The 23110-nt window shown below is 60.5% G+C and carries 23 protein-coding genes; 14 read left to right on the top strand and 9 right to left on the bottom strand.

What is annotated here, in order from left to right:
- Window positions 1-39: 39 nt before the first annotated feature.
- Window positions 40-237 carry a hypothetical protein gene (locus ACFOFO_RS03720; protein ID WP_390330878.1) on the top strand — a complete coding sequence of 66 codons (198 nt, stop codon included), beginning with the start codon at window positions 40-42 and terminating at the stop codon, window positions 235-237.
- Between the two features lie 43 nt (window positions 238-280).
- Here ACFOFO_RS03720 and ACFOFO_RS03715 read toward each other — a convergent pair whose 3' ends face one another.
- Window positions 281-1264, bottom strand: a complete 984-nt coding sequence (locus ACFOFO_RS03715; protein ID WP_390330876.1) for a LysR family transcriptional regulator — start codon at window positions 1262-1264, stop codon at window positions 281-283.
- A gap of 108 nt (window positions 1265-1372) precedes the next feature.
- Between ACFOFO_RS03715 and ACFOFO_RS03710 the strand changes: the two genes are divergently transcribed.
- From ACFOFO_RS03710 to ACFOFO_RS03685, 6 genes are all read left to right on the top strand, one after another.
- A complete protein-coding gene (locus tag ACFOFO_RS03710) occupies window positions 1373-1975 on the top strand; it encodes an FMN-dependent NADH-azoreductase (protein WP_390326366.1) in 603 nt (200 codons plus the stop codon).
- 168 nt (window positions 1976-2143) lie between these two features.
- Window positions 2144-3001 (top strand): pirin family protein, encoded by an 858-nt coding sequence (locus ACFOFO_RS03705; protein WP_390326363.1) that lies wholly within the window; start codon window positions 2144-2146, stop codon window positions 2999-3001.
- Between the two features lie 193 nt (window positions 3002-3194).
- Window positions 3195-4088, top strand: a complete 894-nt coding sequence (locus ACFOFO_RS03700) for a pirin family protein (RefSeq protein ID WP_390326360.1) — start codon at window positions 3195-3197, stop codon at window positions 4086-4088.
- Window positions 4089-4271: 183 nt separating this feature from the next.
- Window positions 4272-5360, top strand: a complete 1089-nt coding sequence (gene pdhA, locus ACFOFO_RS03695; protein WP_390326357.1) for a pyruvate dehydrogenase (acetyl-transferring) E1 component subunit alpha — start codon at window positions 4272-4274, stop codon at window positions 5358-5360.
- The gene (locus ACFOFO_RS03690; protein WP_390326354.1) at window positions 5353-6333 is read left to right on the top strand and encodes an alpha-ketoacid dehydrogenase subunit beta; all 981 of its coding nucleotides are present in this window, start codon (window positions 5353-5355) and stop codon (window positions 6331-6333) included. Before pdhA ends, ACFOFO_RS03690 begins: the two co-directional genes overlap by 8 nt.
- 43 nt (window positions 6334-6376) lie before the next feature.
- Window positions 6377-7483: a dihydrolipoamide acetyltransferase family protein gene (locus tag ACFOFO_RS03685; RefSeq protein WP_390326351.1), complete on the top strand. Its 1107-nt coding sequence runs from the start codon at window positions 6377-6379 to the stop codon at window positions 7481-7483.
- 309 nt (window positions 7484-7792) lie between these two features.
- Here the strand turns inward: ACFOFO_RS03685 and ACFOFO_RS03680 are convergent, their stop codons facing one another.
- The 3 genes from ACFOFO_RS03680 to kdpE form a co-directional block, all read right to left on the bottom strand.
- Entirely contained in the window at window positions 7793-8584 is a 792-nt protein-coding gene (locus tag ACFOFO_RS03680) for a hypothetical protein (RefSeq protein WP_390330875.1), read from the bottom strand.
- Between the two features lie 338 nt (window positions 8585-8922).
- Window positions 8923-9465 carry a hypothetical protein gene (locus ACFOFO_RS03675; protein ID WP_390326346.1) on the bottom strand — a complete coding sequence of 181 codons (543 nt, stop codon included), beginning with the start codon at window positions 9463-9465 and terminating at the stop codon, window positions 8923-8925.
- A gap of 47 nt (window positions 9466-9512) precedes the next feature.
- Window positions 9513-10211: a two-component system response regulator KdpE gene (gene kdpE / locus ACFOFO_RS03670; RefSeq protein ID WP_390326344.1), complete on the bottom strand. Its 699-nt coding sequence runs from the start codon at window positions 10209-10211 to the stop codon at window positions 9513-9515.
- 93 nt (window positions 10212-10304) lie between these two features.
- Between kdpE and ACFOFO_RS03665 the strand changes: the two genes are divergently transcribed.
- A complete protein-coding gene (locus tag ACFOFO_RS03665) occupies window positions 10305-10598 on the top strand; it encodes an alpha/beta fold hydrolase (protein WP_390326341.1) in 294 nt (97 codons plus the stop codon).
- Between the two features lie 124 nt (window positions 10599-10722).
- Here ACFOFO_RS03665 and ACFOFO_RS03660 read toward each other — a convergent pair whose 3' ends face one another.
- Window positions 10723-11649, bottom strand: coding sequence for a LysR family transcriptional regulator (locus ACFOFO_RS03660; protein WP_390330873.1), 927 nt, complete (start codon window positions 11647-11649; stop codon window positions 10723-10725).
- Between the two features lie 185 nt (window positions 11650-11834).
- Between ACFOFO_RS03660 and ACFOFO_RS03655 the strand changes: the two genes are divergently transcribed.
- The 6 genes from ACFOFO_RS03655 (at window position 11835) to ACFOFO_RS03630 (ending at window position 19970) form a co-directional block, all read left to right on the top strand.
- Window positions 11835-12479, top strand: coding sequence for an MlaC/ttg2D family ABC transporter substrate-binding protein (locus ACFOFO_RS03655; protein ID WP_390330872.1), 645 nt, complete (start codon window positions 11835-11837; stop codon window positions 12477-12479).
- Window positions 12480-12708: 229 nt separating this feature from the next.
- The gene (locus ACFOFO_RS03650; protein ID WP_390326336.1) at window positions 12709-13197 is read left to right on the top strand and encodes a hypothetical protein; all 489 of its coding nucleotides are present in this window, start codon (window positions 12709-12711) and stop codon (window positions 13195-13197) included.
- A 17-nt stretch (window positions 13198-13214) separates the two neighbouring features.
- The gene (locus tag ACFOFO_RS03645) at window positions 13215-14027 is read left to right on the top strand and encodes an alpha/beta hydrolase (RefSeq protein ID WP_390326333.1); all 813 of its coding nucleotides are present in this window, start codon (window positions 13215-13217) and stop codon (window positions 14025-14027) included.
- A 50-nt stretch (window positions 14028-14077) separates the two neighbouring features.
- Complete coding sequence (locus tag ACFOFO_RS03640; RefSeq protein ID WP_390330870.1) at window positions 14078-15271, top strand: efflux RND transporter periplasmic adaptor subunit; 1194 nt, start codon at window positions 14078-14080, stop codon at window positions 15269-15271.
- 50 nt (window positions 15272-15321) lie between these two features.
- Entirely contained in the window at window positions 15322-18549 is a 3228-nt protein-coding gene (locus ACFOFO_RS03635) for an efflux RND transporter permease subunit (RefSeq protein WP_390330868.1), read from the top strand.
- A 2-nt stretch (window positions 18550-18551) separates the two neighbouring features.
- Window positions 18552-19970, top strand: a complete 1419-nt coding sequence (locus tag ACFOFO_RS03630) for an efflux transporter outer membrane subunit (protein WP_390326327.1) — start codon at window positions 18552-18554, stop codon at window positions 19968-19970.
- Window positions 19971-20291: 321 nt separating this feature from the next.
- Here the strand turns inward: ACFOFO_RS03630 and ACFOFO_RS03625 are convergent, their stop codons facing one another.
- The 4 genes from ACFOFO_RS03625 to ACFOFO_RS03610 all read right to left on the bottom strand — a co-directional run bounded on the left by ACFOFO_RS03625 (window position 20292) and on the right by ACFOFO_RS03610 (window position 22990).
- The gene (locus ACFOFO_RS03625) at window positions 20292-20444 is read right to left on the bottom strand and encodes an arylamine N-acetyltransferase (RefSeq protein ID WP_390328217.1); all 153 of its coding nucleotides are present in this window, start codon (window positions 20442-20444) and stop codon (window positions 20292-20294) included.
- Between the two features lie 125 nt (window positions 20445-20569).
- Window positions 20570-21238: a hypothetical protein gene (locus ACFOFO_RS03620; RefSeq protein WP_390326325.1), complete on the bottom strand. Its 669-nt coding sequence runs from the start codon at window positions 21236-21238 to the stop codon at window positions 20570-20572.
- On the bottom strand, window positions 21235-22167 hold the full coding sequence (locus tag ACFOFO_RS03615) for an MlaD family protein (protein WP_390326322.1): 933 nt from the start codon (window positions 22165-22167) through the stop codon (window positions 21235-21237). The genes ACFOFO_RS03620 and ACFOFO_RS03615 overlap by 4 nt, the downstream gene beginning before the upstream one ends.
- A gap of 19 nt (window positions 22168-22186) precedes the next feature.
- The gene (locus ACFOFO_RS03610) at window positions 22187-22990 is read right to left on the bottom strand and encodes an MlaE family ABC transporter permease (RefSeq protein WP_390330866.1); all 804 of its coding nucleotides are present in this window, start codon (window positions 22988-22990) and stop codon (window positions 22187-22189) included.
- Window positions 22991-23110: the final 120 nt, after the last annotated feature.

The raw sequence follows: 23110 nt of genomic DNA, 5'->3' as shown, positions 1-23110 counted from the left end.
AGTCCCGGGGGGCGTCCGGAGTTAGGTTAGCAATCCAACATGGAGTCAAGACCTTTGGGCCACCTGATTAAAAACAACTACAGCCAGACCGCATTGTTGAAGGAATTGATGACAGTGCCGCCGATGACCGCAGAACAGCATGCCACTGTGATGCGCAAACGCATCAAGTTGCGCCGGATGGTGGAGGATGCGAAAGAGGTCAAGACCATCGGCACCGACAATACATTCACGAAATAGGCGGCTCGGCCAGGCTGTTGATGAAATGACCTTGACGATGCGTCTATTTTTTTTCGCGGCGACTGATTGCGGCGAGGCGCCGGGCGCGCGTGATCTGCGCAGTGTCGGTTTCGTTTTCGACACACTCCGGTCGTGAAAATTCGGCCACCACCATATCGATGAACACCCGGGTCCGGCTCGGCATCAGGCGTCTGCCGGCGAACACTGCCCACGCGGTGCTGGTCGGCAGGTCCCAGTCCGGCAGCACCGGCAGCAGTTCGCCACGGCCGACATACGGCTCCGCAAAGCGGTCGATCAGGCGCGCAATGCCGGCGCCCGCCAGCGCCAGCCGCAACAGCTGATCCGGCGCATTGATCGCGGCGCGCACCGGCGGCTCGCCGTGCCATGCCACACCATCTCGATGCATTACCCACGGCAGGGTTTCGCCGCTGCGCCCGAGCAGATGCAGTGCATCGTGCTGCATCAGCTGTTCCGGTGTGTCTGGCATGCCGCGTTGGCGCAGATAGTCGGGTGACGCATACATGCCATGTGAAAAAACCGTCAGCTGGCGCGCCGCCAGCGATGCATCGTCGGGCAACGCGCCCATGCGCAATGCGACGTCGAAGTTCTCGCCGATCAGATCGACACGGCGCGACGACAAATCCAGCTCCAGCGTGAGCGCCGGATACTTCAGCACGAACGTGGCCAGTGCCGGCCCCAGGACGGTATTGGCCAGATCGTGCGGCATCGATACCCGCAAGCGTCCGCTCGGTTCACTCTGCCGGTGTTGTGCCAGTGCCAGCGCGGCATCGACTTCGGCCGCGACCTGATGCGCGTGCGCCAGTATGCCGGTGCCGAAATCGGTCACGGTCAGCTTGCGCGTGGTGCGCAGCAACAGGCGTTCACCCAGTTGCGATTCAAGCGCCGCAACGCGGCGCGATACCGTCGATTTCGGCAAGCCGAGCCGCTCGGCGGCGCGGCTGAAACTGCCTTCGTCGGCCACCCGGGCGAATAGCAGCAGGTCGTTGGCTTCCAGTGCCATAGTCATCCTATTGTCTCGTGAATGGAACAATGTTATCCGTTTTATGGACTTCCGGTGCGATTTCGGTACAACTACAATGACTCCATCGCAATCACACCTCGAAAGGACCGCACCGTGAAGATTCTACAAATCAATTCCAGCGCCCGCAGTGAAGCATCGAATTCGACCCGTCTGGCGCAACAAATCGTCGAACGCCTGCGCACCAGCGCTGCCGCCAGCGCAGTGGTTGTGCGGGACTTGGCACTGACGCCACATCCGGTACTGGATGAGAACGCATTGCAGGCCTTGTTCACGCCGGCCGAGAATCGCAGCACCGAGCAGGCCGCGCGGGTCGCGCTGGACGATGCGCTGATCGCGGAAATCCAGGCCGCCGATGCAGTGGTGCTGGGGGTGCCGATGTACAACTTCGGCGTCTCGGCCCAGCTGAAAAACTGGATCGACGCCATTGCGCGCGCCCAGGTCACGTTCAGGTACACCGAAAAAGGACCGGAAGGCCTGCTCAAGGGCAAGAAGGTCTATGTCGCGCTGACTCGCGGCGGCCTGTATCGCGATACCCCGGCCGACAGCCAGGTGCCTTACCTGAAGACGATCCTCGGCTTTCTCGGCATGACCGACGTGCAGTTCATCTATGCCGAAGGGCTGGCGATGGGGCCGGATGCCGCGCAACAGGCGATGGCGTCGGCCACCACCCATATCGAAGCAGCGCTGGTGCTGTAATCATGGCAGCGGGCGGAGCGGCTGATCGCATCGCCCGCTATCGATCTTCCCCATGTTCGACGCTGCCGTTCTTTGCTGCCGCTCAGGCGGGCAGGCCGTCCTCCCTGTTTTGATCGTGGCGAGTAACATGATAATTCTGATCGATATTCATGGAACCGGAGATACAAGATGATCACGATAGTCGCCCCGCACGAAAAAGACATCGGTTTTCCCGTCAAGCGCCTGCTGCCGTCGGCGCAGCAGCGCCACCTCGGGCCTTTCGTTTTCCTCGATCACATGGGCCCGGCCACGTTCCAAGCCGGCACGACCGAAGGCGACGTGCGGCCCCATCCGCATATCGGGCTGGCGACCGTGACCTATCTTTTTTCCGGTGCCATGGTGCATCGTGACAGCATCGGCACGGTACAGCGGATCGAACCCGGCGCGATCAACCTGATGACCGCTGGCAAGGGAATCGTTCACTCGGAACGGATGCCGGCCGATATCCGCACCGAGGCCGTGCTGGTGCAGGGCATCCAGACCTGGCTGGCGCTGCCGGAGCCGGATGAATCGTCGGCGCCGCAGTTTGCGCATTACGCCGCCACCGAATTGCCGAACTGGTCGCAGCACGGCCTGTCCGCCAGGGTGCTGATCGGCAGCGCGTTCGGATTGACGTCACCGGTCAGCACGCGCTCGCCGACCACCTATGCCGACCTGCAGTTCGACGCCGGTACGCGCTACGAACTGCCAGCCAGCGCGCAGGAGCTGGGCTTGTATGTCGCCGGCGGCAGCCTGCGTATCAATGGCATGGAGGTGGCTGCCAATCATTTGGCCGTGCTGCAGCACGGTGCCAGCCACCTGCTGGAAACCGGTGCGCAGCCGGCGCGTGCTCTGCTGTTAGGTGGGGAGCCGATGGCGGGGCCGCGCCATCTGAACTGGAATTTCGTCTCGTCCAGCCTCGAGCGAATCCATCAGGCCCGCGACGACTGGCAGAACGGGCGGTTTCCCAAGGTGCCGGGCGAGACGGAATGGATACCGCTGCCGTAATTGTGCCGCCATACGCAACACTGTTTCCCACGCCGGCGGTCTTGTCGGCTGCCCGCTTGACCGCATCTGTAGGCTGGACGGATGCTGACCGGGGCGCCGGCCATCGATGCGTCGCGGGTCGACCAGATCCGCGTAATCGGCGCAATCAACATCGTCAACGTAAGCGACATAGTCAACTTTGGCAGGAGGATGTATGAAAAAGATTCTGGGCGTTCATCGGGCACCAAGCCAGCACTGGGTCGGCGACGGCTTTCCGGTGCGGACCATGTTTTCCTATGACACGCTGGGGGCGCAGATCAGCCCGTTCCTGATGCTCGACTTTGCCGGTCCGACCACATTCGAACCCGGCTCGGCGGCCCCTCCGCGCGGCGTCGGCCAGCATCCGCACCGCGGTTTCGAGACCGTCACCATCGTCTACAAGGGCGAGGTCGAACATCGCGATTCGACCGGCAGCGGCGGCCGCATCGGCCCCGGCGACGTGCAATGGATGACCGCGGCGTCCGGCATCCTGCATGAGGAATTTCATTCGCAGGCGCTGACGCGCGACGGCGGCGAGCTCGAGATGATGCAGCTGTGGGTCAACCTGCCGGCCAAGGACAAGATGGCGGCGCCCGCTTACCAGTCGATACTCGATGCGCAGATTCCCGCGGTCACGCTGTACGATGACCAGGGACAGGACGCCGGCCGGGTGCGCGTGATCGCCGGCGACTTCGACGACCAGCGCGGACCGGCACACACCTTCACGCCGATCAATGTCTGGGACGTCCGGCTGCAGGGCGCACATGGCGCCGACTTTCGTGTGCCGGAAGGCCATACCGCGGCGCTGATCGTAATGCATGGCAGCGTGCGGGTGATCGGACCGGATGGCGCGCACAGCGCCGGCGCCGCCCAGCTGGTGCTGCTCGATCGCGCCGGCGACCTAGTGCGGGTCGAGGCCGACACCGACGCGACGATACTGATGTTGAGCGGTGAGCCGATCGACGAACCGGTGGTCGGCTACGGCCCGTTCGTGATGAACACGCAGCAGGAAATCCGGCAGGCGATGCAGGATTTCAACAGCGGCCGGTTTGGCAATATCGGCGCCTGACGGTACCGGCGGCCGACCCGGCGCCACCCAATCCGCGTGGGCGGCGTGGCGTCGGGCCTGCTCACGGCAGCACCGCAGATGAAAAATCGCGCAAAGGCATGCTTTTCATCAATATCTGGCGCGGTCTTGCTGTAGGCGCCGGGCCGGAGCAGCGCTACACTGGGCGGCAAACAGGGAGCTGCCATGTCTACCGTCGCCCGTTTCGAAATCGAGTACACCCAATTTCTTGATCCTCAGGGCCAAGCGACGCGGCCCTGGCCCGAATTTGCGCAAGATCCGGCCAATTTGATCGCGATGTACCGGGCGATGGTGCAAACGCGGTTATTCGACACCAAGGCGATCGCGCTGCAGCGCACCGGCAAACTCGGCACCTTCGCGTCGTCGCTCGGGCAGGAGGCGATCGGAGTCGGACTGGCCGGCGCGATGCGGCCCGAGGACGCGCTGTTTCCGTCCTACCGCGACCATGCAGCGCAATTCATGCGCGGCGTCACGATGACCGAAAGCCTGCTGTACTGGAGCGGTGACGAGGCCGGCAGTAATTTTGCGGTGCCGCGCAATGACTTTCCCAATTGCGTCCCGATCGGCAACCAGGTCTGCCACGCGGCCGGCGCGGCCTATGCGTTTCAGTTGCGCCACGAGCAACGCGTCGCGGTCTGCATCCTCGGCGATGGCGGCAGCTCCAAGGGCGACTTTTATGAGGCACTGAATATGGCGGGCAGCTGGCGAGCGCCGCTGGTGGTGGTGATCAACAATAACCAGTGGGCCATCTCCGTGCCACGTACCACACAGACAGCAGCGCAGACCCTGGCGCAAAAGGCGATTGCGGCCGGTATCGACGGGCTGCAGGTGGACGGCAACGACATCGTCGCGATGCGTCAGGTCGCGCAGCAGGCGCTCGACAAGGCTCGCGGCGGCGGCGGTCCGACCCTGATCGAGGCGCTCAGCTACCGGCTGGGCGACCACACCACCGCCGACGACGCGACCCGTTATCGCGATGCTGACGTGGTGAAGCAGCAATGGCAATTCGAGCCGATCGTGCGGTTGCGCCAATACCTGCTGCAGCGCGGCGCCTGGAGCAAGGAGCAGGAGGAACAGTTGATCCGCCAAGGCAGCGACGCGGTCAACGCGGCGGTTGACGCCTATCTGGCGACGCCGGCGCCGCCGACCACGGCGATGTTCGACTACCTGTACGCGACACTGCCGGCAGCATTGCAGCAGCAGCGCGCGATGGCGCTGCAACTGGCCCCCGCCAACGGAGCGCAACATGGCTGAAATCAACCTGGTGCAGGCGCTGAATCTGGCCATGGCTCATGCGCTGGAACATGACCCGAGCGTGGTGTTGCTGGGCGAGGATATCGGCGTCAACGGCGGCGTGTTTCGTGCGACCGTCGGCTTGCAGCAGCGCTTCGGCAGCGCGCGCGTGCTCGACACGCCGCTGGCCGAATCCGCGATTGCCGGCGCTGCGATCGGCATGGCCGCGATGGGCTTGAAGCCGGTCGCGGAGATCCAGTTCAGCGGTTTCATCTATCCGACCATCGACCACATCCTGAATCATGCCGCGCGGCTGCGCCATCGCACCCGTGGCCGGCTGTCCTGCCCGCTGGTGCTGCGCTCGCCGTGCGGCGCTGGCATCCACGCGCCGGAACATCACTCCGAGAGCCCGGAAGCATTGTTCGCCCACATCCCCGGCCTGCGGGTGGTGATGCCATCGTCGCCGGCGCACGCCTACGGCCTGTTGCTGGCGGCGATCCGTGATCCTGATCCGGTGATGTTTCTGGAGCCGACCCGGATGTACCGTCTGTTCAAGCAGGAGGTCGACGACAACGGCGAGGCGCTGCCGCTCGACGTCTGCTTTACGCTGCGCGAAGGCAGCGACGTGACCCTGGTCAGCTGGGGCGCGATGCTGCACGAGACGCTGGCCGCGGCCGATTCACTCGCGCAGCAAGGCATCGCGGCCGAGGTGATCGATGTCGCGACCTTGAAACCGCTCGATATGGACAGCATCCTCGCATCGGTGATCAAGACCGGTCGCTGCGTGATCGTGCATGAGGCCGCGCGCAGCTGCGGCGTCGGCGCCGAGATCGCCGCCAACCTGGCCGAGCATGCCTTGTATCATCTGCTGGCGCCGGTGCAGCGCGTCACCGGCTACGACGTGGTGGTGCCGCTGGCCAAACTCGAATACCAATATTTGCCCAGCGTAGAGCGCATCGTCGGCGCCGCGCGCAAGACGCTGGAAGCGGCGTGAACGTCGCGCCGGTAGTCCGCATCGAACCACCATCGGAGTCGCGATGAAAATTTTCAAGCTGCCCGATCTGGGCGAAGGACTGCAGGAAGCCGAAATCGTCGAATGGCATGTGCAGGCCGGCGACGAAACGGTGACCGATCAGCCGCTGCTGTCGGTCGAAACGGCGAAGGCGATCGTCGAAATCCCGTCGCCGTATTCAGGCAAGATCGCCAAGTTATTTGGGCAGAAGGGCGAGCTGGTGCATCTCGGCGCGCCGCTGGTCGGGTTTGAAGGCGAGGAAGATGCCGGCACGGTGGTCGGCGCGGTACCGGTAGGGCAGCAGGTGCTGGCAGCGCCGCCCGCGGCACCCGCCAAAGCCGGCAACGGCGCCGCTGCGGTCAAGGCGCTGCCGGCGGCGCGCGCACTGGCGCGACAGCTCAACCTGGAACTGGCCCAGGTCACGCCATCCGGCCCGGACGGCGTGATCACCGTGGCCGATGTGCAGAACGCCGCAACGATGCCGGTCAAGCAGGCCGGTCCCCAGGAAGGCCTGCGCGGCGTGCGGCGCGCCATGGCGCAGAACATGGCACGTGCGCAAAGCGAAGTGGCGGCCGCGACCGTGATCGACGATGCCGATATCGAGGCCTGGCCCGCGCACGCCGACATCACGATACGGCTGGTGCGCGCGCTGGTCGCCGGCTGCCGCGCCGAACCGGGACTCAATGCCTGGTATGACGGCCGCACGATGACCTTGAATGTAGTCAGCCATATCGATGTCGGCATCGCGGTCGACCTGACGGACGGCTTGTTCGTGCCGGTCCTGCGCGATTGCGCCAACCGCGATGCAGCCGATTTGCGGCGCGGGCTGGACCGGATGCGGACCGATGTCGCGGCCCGCAGCATCCCGCCGGAAGAAATGCGCGGCAACAGCATCACGCTGTCGAATTTCGGCATGATCGGCGGCAAGTACGCGGCGCCGATCGTGGTGCCGCCAACGGTCGCGATTCTTGGCGCCGGACGCATCCATCAACAGGTGCTGGCGGTCGATGGCCAGCCGGTGGTGCATCGGGTGCTGCCACTGAGCCTGACGTTCGATCATCGGGTCGTGACGGGCGGCGAGGCGGCGCGGTTTCTGGCGGCGGCGATCGGGGATTTAATGTTGCGGGAGTGAGGATTTTCAGCGGCGGCAATTGGCGCCGCGATGCGATGCTGAGTTTGCTTTGATCAAGCGAAAAACAATAACGCTGGCGTGACTTGACCACAGTGCCGGTCATGATTGCCCTTATGTGTTTGACGCCGTTGATCAATTCGCTGGCGTTGCCACCTACGGCAAGGCGCACGGCCGTTCAGGTCCCATGGCAGTCAGTCATCATTCCCGGAAGCAGACGCCCATTAGCCGGACTCTGTCAAGTGAGCAAACGAATCTATGACGGCGCAAGCCGCCCATGTTTTTCCATTTTCCTAGATGCTTGCCGACCAGTTAAATCTCGTCCCACTCATTTGATTGGTAGTTATTTCCTGTGACGCGAGCAAATTCGTCGACAAAGTCCCGAATAGTGTTGAACAGGTCATCGTCGCCGAACGCCTTCGCAGCAAAGCCGAACGCGATAATTCCGCGATAAAAGTAGTTCCAGAGATCCGCACTGTGCTCATCGTGCCGAGGCGTACCTAACATCCCGCGCATATGGAACCGCGGAGGGTTACCGCCGTACATGTCCATGATATGCGGCGACGCGGCATGCACATACCCAGAATATGCCTTGCTAATGGTCCGCATGAGTTCGATACCTCTACTGGGATCCATGTCCGGTCCGTCCACGGCAGCTATCCAGGCACGAATCTTTTTGCGTGGCAACATTGGCCGCTTTTGGGTAGATTCAATAGCAGATTTTGCATCGAACTCTTCCTCAAAAAAAGCGTCAAGATAATCCTGGTGCAGCGATGTCCACTTACCGAAAATGACGCCATAGGCAAGAAAAGTGATGTCCTCCTGAAGCTCGTCAAGAATGCGTTGAAGCGCGGCCTGCTCTTGAACAAAGCCGTACATCGTCAGGAGACGAGCGGCGTGCAGACTGCTCACGAGGCGAGCAAGTTTTTGCACCAAAGCTTGATGAACGGTTTTCTCGACATGGCGAAAGACAAAGCTGTCGTCGTAAGGTACCTGCTGCGGTTGTGGTACTCGCTGCGCAAGGATGTTGACCGTACGTTCCATGTGTGCGAGGGCTTGATCGTAAAGTTGGTCTGGGCGCATATCGAACTTACCGATTGACATAAACTGCGGTTGGAAGCAAGCAAAGCTTGCTGGAGCGTTTCTTATTAACATCGTACCGTTGACAGTATGCGGAGTATGCTGCCACGGAAAATTGGCTGCCGCAATATCGTATATAGGAATTCGAATGTCCGCATCTGGCCGGGAGGTTCCATTCGCGAGCGGCTAACGCCGGTCAATGGCGCTGAGGTCCATGAATTGGTCAACAAGCCCGGCGGAGCCGGTCAGCGGGGTGGCGGCGATCGACGGTTGACGATGTTGAAAGCTGTAAGGCGCAATACGCGTCAGCGTAACTATTAACTTGTAGGGCGTCAATAAGCGCAGCGCATTGCGCCGTATGTCTACTCAACATATTGCGTGCCGTCTTCAACACCGCTCGCCCAATCGGTAGGAAAACACCTAAATCCACCGGACGGCGCAACGTTAAAAATGGCCGGTCCGCCACGTGTTTGCCCAAACCATGCTTGAGTGGATTGATATGCACGTAGTCCATGTGCGCAGCGAAATCCCGTTCGTCGCGTATCAAATGCTCCCAATAACGACGTTGCCAAATCGCGCAATCGCCGCGTCGCAAGCGCACTGCAGAAAGCGTCAGTTTTGGGAATGGATTTGGAAAAAACAACAATGATCAAGCGACAACGTGTCGCAAAATCAGTATCGCCAGACGGAAGATCGATCACGCAATGCAGATGATCGGGTAGTACGATCCAGGCGCGGATGGTAAAAGGATGATTGATCCGAACCTGGCGTACCGCATCGCGCAGATGATCGATATCCCGCACCAGCAAATCGTTGCCGGAGCGTTCGAGCAGATTACGGTGAAAAAATAGGTGCCGCCCGAACGTCTTTGCTTCGATGGCGACGAAATGCCTACTGGGAGCCACGGCTCCAGCGGCCGTTGCACCTCGACAGGTGGCACATGGCTATTGGCTTACACCGGCAGCAACAGCCGGTATCCGACCGCAGTTTCGGTCAGCAGATAGCGCGGTTGGGTGGGATCGTCTTCCAGTTTGTGGCGCAGATGGCCCATGTAGATCCGCAGGTAGTGGCCATTCTCGGCGTTCGCGGGTCCCCAGACCGCACTCAGCAGTTGCGGATTGGTGACCACACGTCCGGCATTGGTTACCATGACAGACAGCAGCCGGTATTCGGTCGGTGTCAAATGTACGTTCTGGCCCGCCTTGGTGACGCGCCGGTTCTTCAGGTCGACCGTCACGTCCCCGAATTGTATGAGACCGGCTGCGTCGGTTGCAGGCTGCCGCTGGCGACGCAATGTGGCGCGCACGCGGGCGAGCAGTTCGCCCACGCCAAACGGCTTGGTCAGGTAATCGTCCGCGCCGGCGTCGAGCGCGCGGATCTTGTCGGCTTCGTTGACGCGGGCCGACAGCACGATCACCGGTACGGTCGACCATTTCCGAATGTCGCCGATGAAATCGATGCCGTCGCCATCGGGCAGACCGAGGTCGAGCACTATCAGGTCGGGCTTGCGCGTGCCGGCGTCGATCAGACCCCGTTGCAGGGTCGCGGCCTCGAAAATTTGCCAACCCTCATCCTCCAACGCAGTTCGCACGAAGCGGCGGATTTGTGGTTCGTCTTCGACAAGCAGCGCGGTGGGTGCCGATTCATTCATCTGTTTGTCCTGCAAGGTCTGCGTCAAGATCGGGCATGACGGGCGGGTTGCCCAGAGGCAGCGAAAACACGAAGCCGGCACCGCCTTGGGGCGATGGGGCCTCGACGATCGCGCGGCAAATCGCCAGGCTACAATACCGCGGACGCGATCCGTGCCGGTAACGCCTGGTATCAAGCGTTTACCCAGGACGTGATCGACGACAAGGGTTACAAAAAGCTGGACATGCCTATCCTCGGCATCGGCTGCCCCGGTTACGAGTGGCTGAAGGCGATCATGTCGGCCAAGGCAAGCAACTTCAAGGCCGTGAAAGTCGAGAACAGCGGCCACTTCGTGCAGGAAGAACAGCCTCAATTCGTGAGCAAGACGATGATTGAGTTCCTTCAGTAAGCCCCTGCAGGTGGGCCCGGCAAGCTTGACATGGCGCCGGGCTGACGCCAAGGTTTGTCAATCAAGCTTGTCGCAAATTATTCCCTCGACGCGATCGCAAGAAAATACATCCCTGTCGCTCGCTTTAGCGCGTCAACGTCGACTCTGCTTGATGGAACTCACAGCTGGCAAACAGCGCGGCAGCCCATTCGACAAAGGCCCTTACCTTGGACGACAAATGACGGTTTTGTGGGTATAAGACGAAAAATGGCCGGGCCGGGGATGGGTACTGGTCCAGCACCTGCCTGAGGCGCCCTGATGCGACGTAATCCTGCATCAAGAATGTCGGCATCTGGACAATCCCAAGACCGGCAAGACCGGCCTCGATACACGCATCTGCATCGTTCAAAGAGATGCGCCGCAAGCCTCGCACCGTTGTTTGGATCCCATCGGTCATATATTCAAAGTGGAAAATCTTCCCGGTCTTTGAAGAAAAGAAATTCACCAGTGCGTGCCGCTCCAGGTCGGCCAGTGTCGCGGGCGTGCCGTATTTTTCCAGGTATGCCGGGGTGGCGCATGTCAACAATTGATAATTGCCAAGCCGTCGCGCGACCAAAGAGTCATCCAGGATCTCGCCGCCGCGGATGACACAATCGACGCCCTCCTGCAACAGATCGACCGGGCGGTCGGTGCAGCCCACCTCCAGATCGATTTCCGGATAACGTGCAAAAAAATCAGGTAACGCGGGCACGATGAAGCGTCTTCCAATGGAACCTGGGACATCCACCCGCAGTCTGCCTTTGGGCGCTGTCGTTGCTTGTCTGACGGCGTCTTCGGTTTCTTCCAGCTCGCTGAGCAGGCGTACCGCACGTTCGTAGTAGGCCGCGCCGTCCGGCGTCACGCTGACATGACGCGTGGTCCGGTTCAATAATTTCACGCGCAAGCGTTTTTCCAGAGCCAGTACCTGGGCCGACACGGTGGCCTTTGGCAGATTCAGTGACACGGCGGATTTTGTAAAGCTAGCCAGCTCGACCACTCGGGTGAACGCCAGCATGGTGTCAAAGCGATCCATCGCATTATCCAATAAACGAAGACAGTGCTTCTAATTTTAGCGTATTTATCTTTGTTTGCTTGACTCTTATACTTGCGCTACTACTGCACGTTCGCAGGAAAACGTGTTCGTTTACTTAAGGTCTGTTGGCCTGTGTATTCGACGCGAGCGGCGCGGAGCGTGCTCATCGCAACATCAGGAAAAATATGAAAATCTTGGATAAATTACTTCTAGTGATTGTCACGTTAGGCACTTTTGGATTTACCAATTATGTCTCGGCGCAAGAAGCGCCTGATGCGCTGGTCAAGCGCATCAGTCAAGAGGTATTGGAGATTGCCAGGACCGACAAGGAAGTTCAAAAAGGCAACCAAAAGCGCATGTTGGCCGTGGTGGAAGCCCAGATAGCTCCTTATGTCGATTTTCAGCGCATGACCGCTCTTGCGGCCGGCCCGCATTGGCGTGATTCGAGCGCCGAGCAGCAGAAACAACTGACCAATGAATTCCGCGCCTTGCTGGTGCACACCTATTCGGGCGCCATGTCGCAGATCAAGGGCCAGCGGCTCGAGTTCAAATCGATGCGCGCCGATGCGCAGGATACTGCCGTGGAAGTTCGTTCCACGGTCGTTCAACCGCGCGGCGAACCGATTCAGCTTTCCTACCGTCTCCAGAAACAGCCCTCCGGCTGGAAAATTTATGACGTCAATATCATGGGTGTATGGCTGATCGAGACTTACAAAGGCACTTTTACGAGCGAAATCAACAAGGCTGGAATCGATGGTTTGATTAGTACTCTGGCGGAAAAGAACAAACGGCTGGCAGCCAATGCCGCAAAATCCTCGAACTTGAGTTAGGGCGTCGCACCATCAGTGCAGTCTGGAAAATTGACAACTTAACCATCTCCAAGGTGCCCACCGCGCGAGCGCATGGCGCTCCGGCGGCGTGCCAAACAAGCAGTGCTGGTTCGTATTTGCGGCTAAATTGCGACGGGGACATTGATGGTCGACTGGATGCGCCACAGCATCGGCGACGTCCATAAACAGCAAGCCGCACGCCCCCTGAATTCCGTGCAACTTCGTTGAATTGATCAACGTTCTTCCAGTCTTTTTACAACATTTACGCGCATCTACCCGATTCCAGCGGCGGTTGAGCGCGGGTAGATCTTCATTTGCAGGATCAGGTAAGTCGCGACTGGCCGCCTACCGCCAACTTGCCAGCACTGCTCGGCGTGGCGCGAAAACGCCGGTGCCGTCGCCAGTTCCTGAATTCTATTATCCAATAAATCAATACAGTGATTTCAGATTTACCCAATTTATCTTTATCCATTGGATACATATACTGATCTCGACGTTCCATTGTTGTATGAAGGAGATCCGAATGAAAACCAATTTCCACCGCCTTGCCGCAAACGCAGCCATCGCGACTGCTGCTGGCGGTTTGATCGCCGCATTACAAATCACGCCGCTGCCTGAACTGATTTACCAGGGCGCGTTAACCGGCGGCGCGATATCGGCCGGCGCCACGGCGGCATTGGGCAACTTGGGCCAGATCGTCATTGCAGGCAACCACTAAACACGCAGGATTAAATCATGCATCAGTTACCAGCCGGTTCCACCGCAGCATCGCATGCAGCTTTTCGCCCATCCTCGGGCGCCGCTGAGATCGCGCTGCGCGTGTTTGGCAAAAGAGCCGCTAAGGTCGCAGCAGCATCCGCGCCGCTCGTCGTGTATTTTCATGGCGGCCTGTTTAATAGCGGCACAGTGGAAGATGCGGAAAACATCGCGCAAGCCCTGGCAGATGGCGCTGTGGTGGTCTGCGTCGACTATCCGCTGGCGCCAAAAACCCATTTCCCGGTGACTGTGGAAGTTGCCTTCGAGGCGCTGCAATGGGCATGGGCTCATGCCGCAGAACTCGGTGCGGACGCCGCCCGCATTCTGGTCGCGGGCGATCAGGCCGGCGGCAATCTTGCAGCAGCGCTCGCCATGATGGCGCGCGATCGCGGCCTGCCTACCGGCACCAGCGGCAAGCTCAAAGGCCAGATTCTGATCACCCCGATGCTAGACCCCAACCAGAGCACGCTCTCGATGCGCGCTGCGGCTGATTGCCCATGTCGGCAAGCTTGGGCCGACTACCTGCCGGCTGTCAGTGATGCGATGCATCCGTATGCGGCGCCGCTGCACTCCAGACGCCTGGCCGGACTGGCGCCAACGCTGATCATCACGGCGGAGCTCGACCCGCTACGCGACGAAGCCGAACAATACGCCGCAAAACTGATCGCCGCCGGCGTTCCGGTCCAGGTACGTCGCCTTGAGGCGGCCGGCGGCGTCCTGCTTGATCAGCGCTGTCCGCGCTTTGCCGTGGTCGCCGACACCATCGCCCAGTTTGCCGCCGATTCCCTATAAAAACCCATCGTTCGGCTTCGGTCGCCGCGATCAACAGACAAGGATCTCCCATGAAAACCACCACATCAGTATTTACCCGCAAGGCAATCGTCATCGCCGTTGCAATTCTCGGCATCGGTGTCGCCGGCACCTTCACGCTGACTAGCCGGGCCGCCAAACCGGCTGCCGCGGCACCCGCGCCGGCCTCGGTATCAGTAGCCGCGGTAGTGGAGAAATCGGTCACCGAATGGGATGATTTTTCCGGACGGGTGGAAGCGATCGAACGCGTTGAGATACGTCCGCGCGTAGCCGGCACCATCGACGCCGTGCATTTTCAGGAAGGCCAATTGGTGAAAAAAGGCGATCTGCTGTTCACCATCGACCCTCGCCCGTATCAAGCTGAACTGGCCCGCGCCAATGCCACCCAAGCCGGGGCCCAGGCGCGCCTGCTGTTGTCCAAAACCGAACTTGACCGCAGCCGCCGCCTGATCGAGGAACACGCCGTCGCGCAACGCGAACTGGATCAACGCAATAACGCCTTGCAAGAAGCCGACGCCAGCCTCAAGGCCGCTGAAGCCGCCGTGCTGACGGCCCGCCTGAACCTGCAATACACCGCGATCACGGCGCCGGTCAGCGGTCGTGTTTCGCGCGCCGAAATCACTGTCGGCAATCTGGTTGGCGCCGGCGTGGCCGCGCCGGCCCTGACTACCGTGGTCTCAGTATCGCCGGTCTACGTGAATTTCGAAGTCGACGAACAAACCTATATCCGCTACGCCGCGAACGGCGCTGCCGGCAACTCCGGCATCAGCCTGCTGCCGGTTTCAATAGGACTGGCCAGCGAAGAAGGATATCCGCATCAAGGTCACATCAAGTCATTCGACAACCGGCTCGACACCACTTCCGGCACGATGCGCGTGCGCGCTGTGTTCGATAATGCCAAGGGCATCCTCACTCCCGGCATGTATGCGCGGGTCCGCACCGGCGGCTCGGCCCCGGAATTGGCGCTACTGATCGACGATAAGGCGGTTGGTACCGATCAAAGTAAAAAGTACGTCATGGTGCTCGGCAGCGACAACAAAGTGACCTACCGCGCGGTCGTGCTCGGTCCCGTCGTCGACGGCATGCGGATCGTCCGTTCCGGTCTGAAGAAGGACGAGCGCATCGTCGTCAATGGCCTGCAGCGGATTCGCCCCAACGATGTCGTGACGCCGGTGACGGTTGCCATGGATGCGGCCAAACCACTGGTCGTGGCCAGCGCTAAATAGCCGTCGCGTCATTCATATTCGATGTCAAACATCCAGCAGGCCTCAACACCATGAACATTTCCAAATTTTTTATCGACCGCCCGATTTTTGCGGGCGTGCTATCTGCGATCATTTTGATCGGCGGATTGATCGCCATGCTGAACTTGCCCATTTCCGAATACCCGGAAGTGATTCCCCCTTCAGTGGTCGTCAAAGCCAACTTCCCCGGCGCCAATCCGCAAACCATCGCGGAGACGGTCGCCACCCCGATCGAGGAACAAATTAACGGTGTCGAAGGCATGCTGTATATGTCGTCGCAGGCAACTTCGGATGGCCTGATGACACTGACCGTCACGTTCAAGCTCGGCACTTCGCCCGATCAGGCCCAGCAACTGGTGCAGAACCGCGTCAACCAGGCCCTGCCAAGATTGCCGGATGTGGTCCAGCGCCTGGGGGTGACCACGGTCAAGAGTTCCCCCAATCTGACCATGGTGGTGCACTTGATGTCGCCCAACGACCGTTACGACATGGCCTATCTGCGTAACTATGCGGTATTGAATGTGAAGGACAGCCTGGCGCGGCTGCCCGGCGTCGGTTCGGTGCAATTGTTTGGTTCCGGCGACTATTCGATGCGGATCTGGCTCGACCCGCGCAAGGTCGCCGAACGCGGGCTCGCCGCCAGCGACATCGTGACCGCGATCCGTCAGCAAAACGTCAACGTCGCCGCCGGCGTGATCGGCGCATCGCCATCGGTGCCTGGCGTGGAGTATCAAATATCGGTCAATGCACGCGGGCGCCTGGTATCCGAAGAAGAGTTCGGCAACATTGTCATTCGCACCTCGTCCGACGGTGTCGTGACCTATCTGAAGGATGTCGCGCGGATCGAACTCGGCGCCAGCGAATATTCGCTGCGCTCGTTGCTTGACAACAAGCAGGCGGTCGCGATTCCGATTTTCCAGGCCCCCGGTTCGAATGCACTGGAAATCTCCGACAACGTGCATCGCACCATGGCCGAGCTGAAAAAGGACATGCCGGAAGGCGTCGACTACAAGATCGTCTACGACCCGACGCAGTTCGTGCGCGCCTCGATCGAGGCGGTGATCCACACCCTGCTGGAAGCCATTCTGCTGGTCGTCATCGTCGTCATCATTTTCCTGCAAACCTGGCGCGCCTCGATCATCCCGCTGCTGGCGGTACCGGTTTCCGTCATCGGCACCTTTGCCGTCATGATGGGGCTGGGCTTTTCGATCAATGCGCTCAGCCTGTTCGGTCTGGTACTGGCGATCGGAATCGTGGTCGATGATGCGATCGTGGTGGTGGAAAATGTCGAACGCAACATCGAACACGGTCTCTCCGCCAAAGACGCTACCTATAAGGCCATGCGCGAAGTCTCGGGTCCGATCGTTGCGATTGCGCTGACACTGTGTGCGGTATTCGTGCCACTGGCCTTCGTCAGCGGCCTGACCGGGCAATTCTTTAAACAGTTTGCCCTGACGATCGCGATTTCAACCGTCATTTCCGCCTTCAACTCGTTGACTTTATCGCCGGCGCTGGCGGCGTTGCTGTTGAAGAGCCACGGCGCCGAGAAGGACGGCTTTCAGCGCTTGATCGACCGTTTGTTCGGCTGGTTCTTTGTGCGCTTCAACCGCGTCTTCCATCGCAGTTCGGAATCCTACGGCACTGGGGTGACATCGGTGCTCAAACGTAAGACCGCTGCGCTCGCTGTGTATGGGGTACTGATCGGCGCCACCATGCTGCTGTTTCATACCGTGCCGACCGGCTTCATTCCAGGGCAAGACAAGCAATACCTGGTCGGCTTCGCGCAACTGCCGGATGCGGCATCGCTGGATCGCACGGAAGACGTGATCCGTCAGATGTCCGAGATCGCGTTGAAACAGCCAGGTGTCGAGTCGGCCGTCGCCTTCCCCGGCCTGTCGATCAACGGCTTCGTCAACAGCCCGAACTCCGGCATCGTGTTCACCACGCTGAAACCCTTCGACGAACGCAAGGGCAAGGACCTCAGCGGTGCCGCCATTGCGCAGCAACTGAATCAAAAATTTTCCGGCATTCAGGGTGCCTTCATTGCGATGTTCCCACCGCCGCCGGTCCAAGGGCTGGGCACCATCGGCGGCTTCAAGCTGCAGCTCCAGGACCGTGGCGCATTAGGCAACGAGGCACTCAATGACGCACTGCAGGCCTTCATGGCCAAGGCCCGGCAAGCACCGGAACTGGCCGGCATGTTTTCCAGCTTCCAGATCAACGTGCCGCAATTGTATGCAGACGTCGACCGTATCCGCGCACAACAACTGGGCGTCTCGATCCCTGCCGTGTTCGACACCTTGCAAATCTATCTGGGCTCGCTGTACGTCAACGACTTCAACAAGTTCGGTCGTACCTTCCAGGTCCGGGTCCAGGCCGATGCGCCGTTCCGTGCCCATGCCGAAGATATCGGTTTGCTCAAGGCGCGCAACGATAAAGGTGAAATGGTCCCGCTGTCCACACTGCTTAAGATTTCGCAGAGTTACGGTCCGGATCAGGCCATGCGCTACAACGCCTACCGTTCGGCCGACGTCAACGGCGGGCCGGCGCCGGGCTACAGCTCAGGCCAAGCGCAAGCAGCGGTAGAACGGATTGCTGCTGCAACCCTGCCGCGTGGCATCGGCTACGAATGGACTGAAATTACCTATCAGGACAAGATCGCCGGCGACACCCTGTTCTTCATCTTGCCGCTATCCATGCTGTTGGTGTTCTTCGTGCTGGCGGCGCAATACGAAAGTCTGGCACTGCCGCTGGCGGTACTGCTGATCGTACCGATGGGCATCTTGTCGGCGATTACCGGCGTCTGGCTGACCGGTGGCGATAACAATATCTTTACCCAAATCAGTCTGGTGGTATTGGTCGGCCTGGCGTGCAAGAACGCGATCCTGATTGTCGAGTTTGCACGGGAACTGGAACATCAGGGACGTGGCATCGTCGAAGCCGCAATCGAAGCTGCCCGGCTGCGGCTGCGTCCGATCCTGATGACCTCGATCGCCTTCATCGCAGGGGTGGTGCCGCTGATTATTTCCAGTGGTGCCGGCGCCGAGATGCGTCATGCGATGGGTGTGGCCGTGTTCTCGGGGATGATCGGAGTGACCGCTTTCGGCCTGTTCCTGACCCCGATTTTCTATGTGCTGTTGCGCACACTCGCCACCAGGTGGAGTAACAAGAAGCGTCCTGTAGAACCTGCCGGCCACGCCGCGGCTGGTCCGACAGCATTGCCAGCCGCAGCAAGCATTGCGCGCACAGATGGAGTTTGAGCATGAAAACTTTCAATTTATCGCTAACCACACTGGTTGCAGCCTTGATACTTGCGGGCTGCTCCACCACCAAGCCGCCGGAGCAGGTGAAGCTCGATCTGCCGGCCCAGTATCGCGAATCGGAGGGCGCATGGAAGCTCGCTCATCCGGCCGATGACGCCGATCGCGGTGTCTGGTGGTCGGTCTTCGGCGATGCTGAACTAAACAATCTGATTACTGCGGCAACGCAGTCGAGTCCCACCTTGGTCATGGCGATGGCGCGTGTCAAGGAAGCGCGCGCCACTGCCGGCCTGGCCGATGCCGACCGCGCCTTTCAGCTGAGCGCAGGCGCTGGGCCAACCCGCCAGGGTAACGCGACATCAAGCTCGACCCAGTGGCGCGCCCAAGTCAACGCGTCGTATGAAGTCGACCTGTTTGGCCGCCTGTCCGACAACAGCCGCGCTGCGGCGCTGGACGCGCAGGGACAAGAGGCGGCTTATCGCTCGGTGCTGCTGGCATTGCAGGCCGACGTGGCGCAACAGTATTTCGCGATCCGTTCGCTCGATTCAGAACTCGATGTGTTGCAACAGACCATCAAGCTGCGGCAGGATGCATTGCGTCTGACTCAGCGTCGCTTTGACGCCGGCGACACCAGCGAGCTGGACGTGGCACAGGCCAGGACGGAACTGGCGGTGACCCAAGCGGAAGAAGAGGGTGTCCAACGCAACCGCTCGCAGCGCGATCACGCTTTGGCCATTTTGCTGGGTAAAGCGCCAGCCCAGTTCACCCTTGCAACGGCACCGTTGCAAGCGGTGACTGTGAGCGTACCGCCCGGTTTGCCTTCGGACCTGCTGGAGCGGCGCCCGGATATCGCGCAGGCGCAGCGTCAGCTGGCCGCCGCAAGCGCACGCATCGGGGCCGCCAAAGCGGCCTTCTTCCCTAGTCTGGTGTTGACGGGGTCGGCCGGTTACGAGTCAGACGCCTTGCACAACCTGTTCCAATGGTCGAGCCGCAGCTGGCTGCTGGGACCGCTGGTCGGTACCATGCTTAACCTGCCCTTGCTGGATGGCGGCCGCAATAAGCAGAATCTGGCGAAAGCCGATGCCAACTACGAATCCCTGGTCGCCAATTACCGCCAACAGGTATTGCTTGGCTTCCGGGACGTAGAAGACAATCTGAGCGCGCTGCGCACGCTCGACAACCAGATTCGCTTCCAGGAAGCCGCGGCGAGTTCGGCGCAACTGGCCGCCCGTCTGGCAGATTCGCGCTATCGGAATGGTTCCACCAGCTACTTCGAAGTGATGGATGCGCAACGCTCAAGCCTTTCTGCCGAGCGCGCTAAAAGCCAAAGCATCGGTCAGCGTGCGCTGGCATCGGTCGGCCTGATACGGGCGCTGGGCGGCGGCTGGGACAGTGCGGAGCCGGTTGCTCTCGCCCAGTAGCTCACGCCGGAATTATCCGGGTCCACCAAGCAGAAACGGCTCACATCGATGTGAGCCGTTTTTCATTTCCGTTTGTTTTTTGTCAGGACTTACGCAAACGAGCAAGAAAGTAGGATGGGTAAAACCCATCTTTCTCCTTTGGAGCTCAATGATGGGTTGCACCCATCCTACGAAATTGCACATTTTGCGTAAGTCCCATTTGTAATACGGACTTCTTGGTGGGCCAACACTCGGCGTGTATGGAAAGAGCTTCTTGGCATCAGCTCGCCATCACAATTCCAAACTGCTCGCGCAATATCGTCGCGAACTCTTCTTGACTTGTTACGTTCGTTCTTGACGCCCGCCGTTCTGAGTGGTTGTGATAAAGCGCATCTCTCTCAGTGTTATGCGCCCCTCTTCGGTCGCTCGCGAGCAGATGCGCGCTCTGGTGAAATGTGACTGAGGCTGGGGCGACGGTGTCGAACTATGGGTCAGGCGGCGATAACCGAGTAAACAAGCTGCAGGATTCCGTTAGGTAAGGAATTGCTGCGCAAGAGGCGTCAGGAATGTGCCCTGCCATCGGGCACCAACCGAACGCCCCAATATGGTGGCCAGCTAAGCTATTCGAGCGATTTCGACACCAGCTCGATGCGGCGCTGAACACGCGCCGAGGCGTCGCGATCGCCTGCCTCTTGCGCGCGTTGTGCCTGCACCCCAAGCCAGGCCAGCAGTGGCCGGCGCCACCCTTGGGCCGAGGCGGTTTCAGTGGCGGCCACGATATCGGCTGGCGTTAGCCGGCCGTTTTGCAGCAGCACGCCTGCCGCCACGAGGCGCGACAGCGGGTCTTCGATGCTGTTGACCAGGCTCTTGTCACGGGTGGTCCCGGCCGCTGTGAGCAGCGCGCGATGCTGCGCGGGTAGCAGGGCCGGGTTCAGGCCCTGCCAGTGCCCTGTGAGATAAGCCGCATAGCTGCGTTCGCTGGCGCTGGCGTCCTGAGCCAATGCCTGAAAGCCGGCGCAGTTGTCAAACTCCAGGCTGGCCACGCGTGTGGCGCATCGCACCAGCTCGGCGCGGGCAACCAGATCGCCACGACCGGTGCTGGCGATTTCGCTGCGGGCGCGGGCAAACTCGAGCTCGGCTGCGCGTGTGTTGCCACTCAGGTAGGCCGATGAAAAGCTCTTGAGGGCGCTGTGCGCATTGGTCTGCCAGTCGGGCGGCAGCGGGGTGCTGCGACAGCCGGCCAGCAGCACGGCGAGCAAGGCCAGCAGACGAGTTGAAGGCGCTTTCATGGTAGTTTGAGCTCCGTATCGCGGGCGAAGGGCCACTTACGGTTGATCTCCTCCACCAGGTTGGTCACTTTACGCAAACTGGCGTCCACCTCGGCGCGCAGCACGCCCAGGTCGTTGGTGGCCATGCGGGCGTTGGCACCCACCGCTTGTGCCTCGGCCAGCACAGCATCCACTTTCTTGAGGCTTGCGCGGGCATCTCCCAGCACGGCGTTGAGCTGAATAATGGTGGCTTGCGCATCGTCCATCACGCCGCGCTGGCCAAAGACGCGTTGGTCGGCCTTGGCCAGCAACGCGTTGGCGCTGTCCAATGTGGTGATGAGCTTCCTGGCGTTGTCGTCGCTGCCCAGCGCCCCGCCCAGCAGCCCATAGCGGCCGCTGAGACGAGCGGTCGCTGTTTGCATATTCCCCAGACTGGTGTTGAGGCTTGAATCGGTCCCCGTCATGGTTCCGAGGTTGTCCAGCAGTGTGCGGGCGGCGGCTACCAGGTGTGGAATTTCTGCGCTGGTGTCACCGCGTAGCACCGTTCGCACCGAATCCTCGGGCAAAGGCGGGTCGGTGAACAGTCCGGTAAACGCACGGATATGGGTCTCGCCCACCATGCCGCGCTCCATCGTGAAGACGCTGGAGGTGCGCAGCCAGTGCGCATCTTTGCGCGGTACGTCAATCAAAATGCGGGCCTTGCCGTCTGGGGCAAGTTCGATGCGTTGCACCCGGCCAATCGGAAATCCCGAGAATGTCAGGTCCATGCCAACCAGAACGCCTTCGGAGTCGTCCGCCACCAGCACCAGCCGCTGGGTGCTCTCGAACACGCCACGCGCGTACATCACATACAGCAGGAAGCCACACACCAAGGTGGTAATCAAGACCAGCAGTACGATAGCCTTGAATTCAACGTGAGCGATGGGCGGGGTATCGGACTGGGGTTCCATGGATTGTGAGTTGCCTGATTTAGATGTACTTCACTGCCAGCGATCCGGCCTCAATCAATACCAGCACGGAAAGCAGACGAATGGCACCGGGTTGGACGGTGGATGACATGTTGATCACTCGCCGGGCGGTTTCAAGGATTGCGGCCATCGGGATGACGGCCACCGCCAGGCCAAAGAGTATTGTCTTAAGGGCAAAACCTATGGTGACGGCGGGGTCGAACACACGGCCCACGGTGCGCGTGTAATCGACCAGGCCCCAGGGCGACATCCCATAGACGCTGACATAGGCCAGCACCAGCACCAGCACACTGCTCACCATGGCCAGGCTCAGTACCGCGAAGGCGCTCGCAATCACCTGCGGCACGAGATCGCGGCGCAGTTGGTCGGCGTCCACAGATCGCAAACTTTGCGAGGCGACAGGTGTTAAAGGCGGCGCGGCTCCTGCATTGAAAGCCAGCCCGGAGCGCAGCGCCACGAACAGCGCGGCCGAGAGCGGAATCAGTTCCAATACCAGCACGCGCACCACCATCTCCAGCGCGTATTGCGACAGGCCGTAGCTTAAGGCGGTGACCACTACAATGCGAATCAACACCAGACTGACCAGCGCGGAGAGCAGCGTGAACCAGGGCAAAACCTGCCAGGTGCTGGTGTAAATATATCTGGACGTCGCACCCCGGTTGGCCCGGTTATAGGTGGAAGGCGAGAATGCCATCACCAGCGCGATGGCACCGAAATGAACCATATACCACCAGCTGGCTACCGTGCGCATGAATGCCCCGCTCCAGTCGCTGGGTTTTAAGTACAGGTAGGAAGTTGGGCGCATGGGGGAATGATAACGCACCATTTCTAAATTTAAACCCTTACGCAGTTCCAACTCACGAGCGGCAGGTTTGGGTCGGCTTCCGTGATTCGCGATTGACGCAGTTCGAGGGTGACAACGGAC

The sequence above is a fragment of the Pseudundibacterium arcticum genome (assembly GCF_042646465.1).
Taxonomy (GTDB): domain Bacteria; phylum Pseudomonadota; class Gammaproteobacteria; order Burkholderiales; family Burkholderiaceae_D; genus Undibacterium_A; species Undibacterium_A arcticum.
Note: the sequence above shows the minus strand (reverse complement) of the source record. Positions and strands in the feature narration are given on the sequence as shown.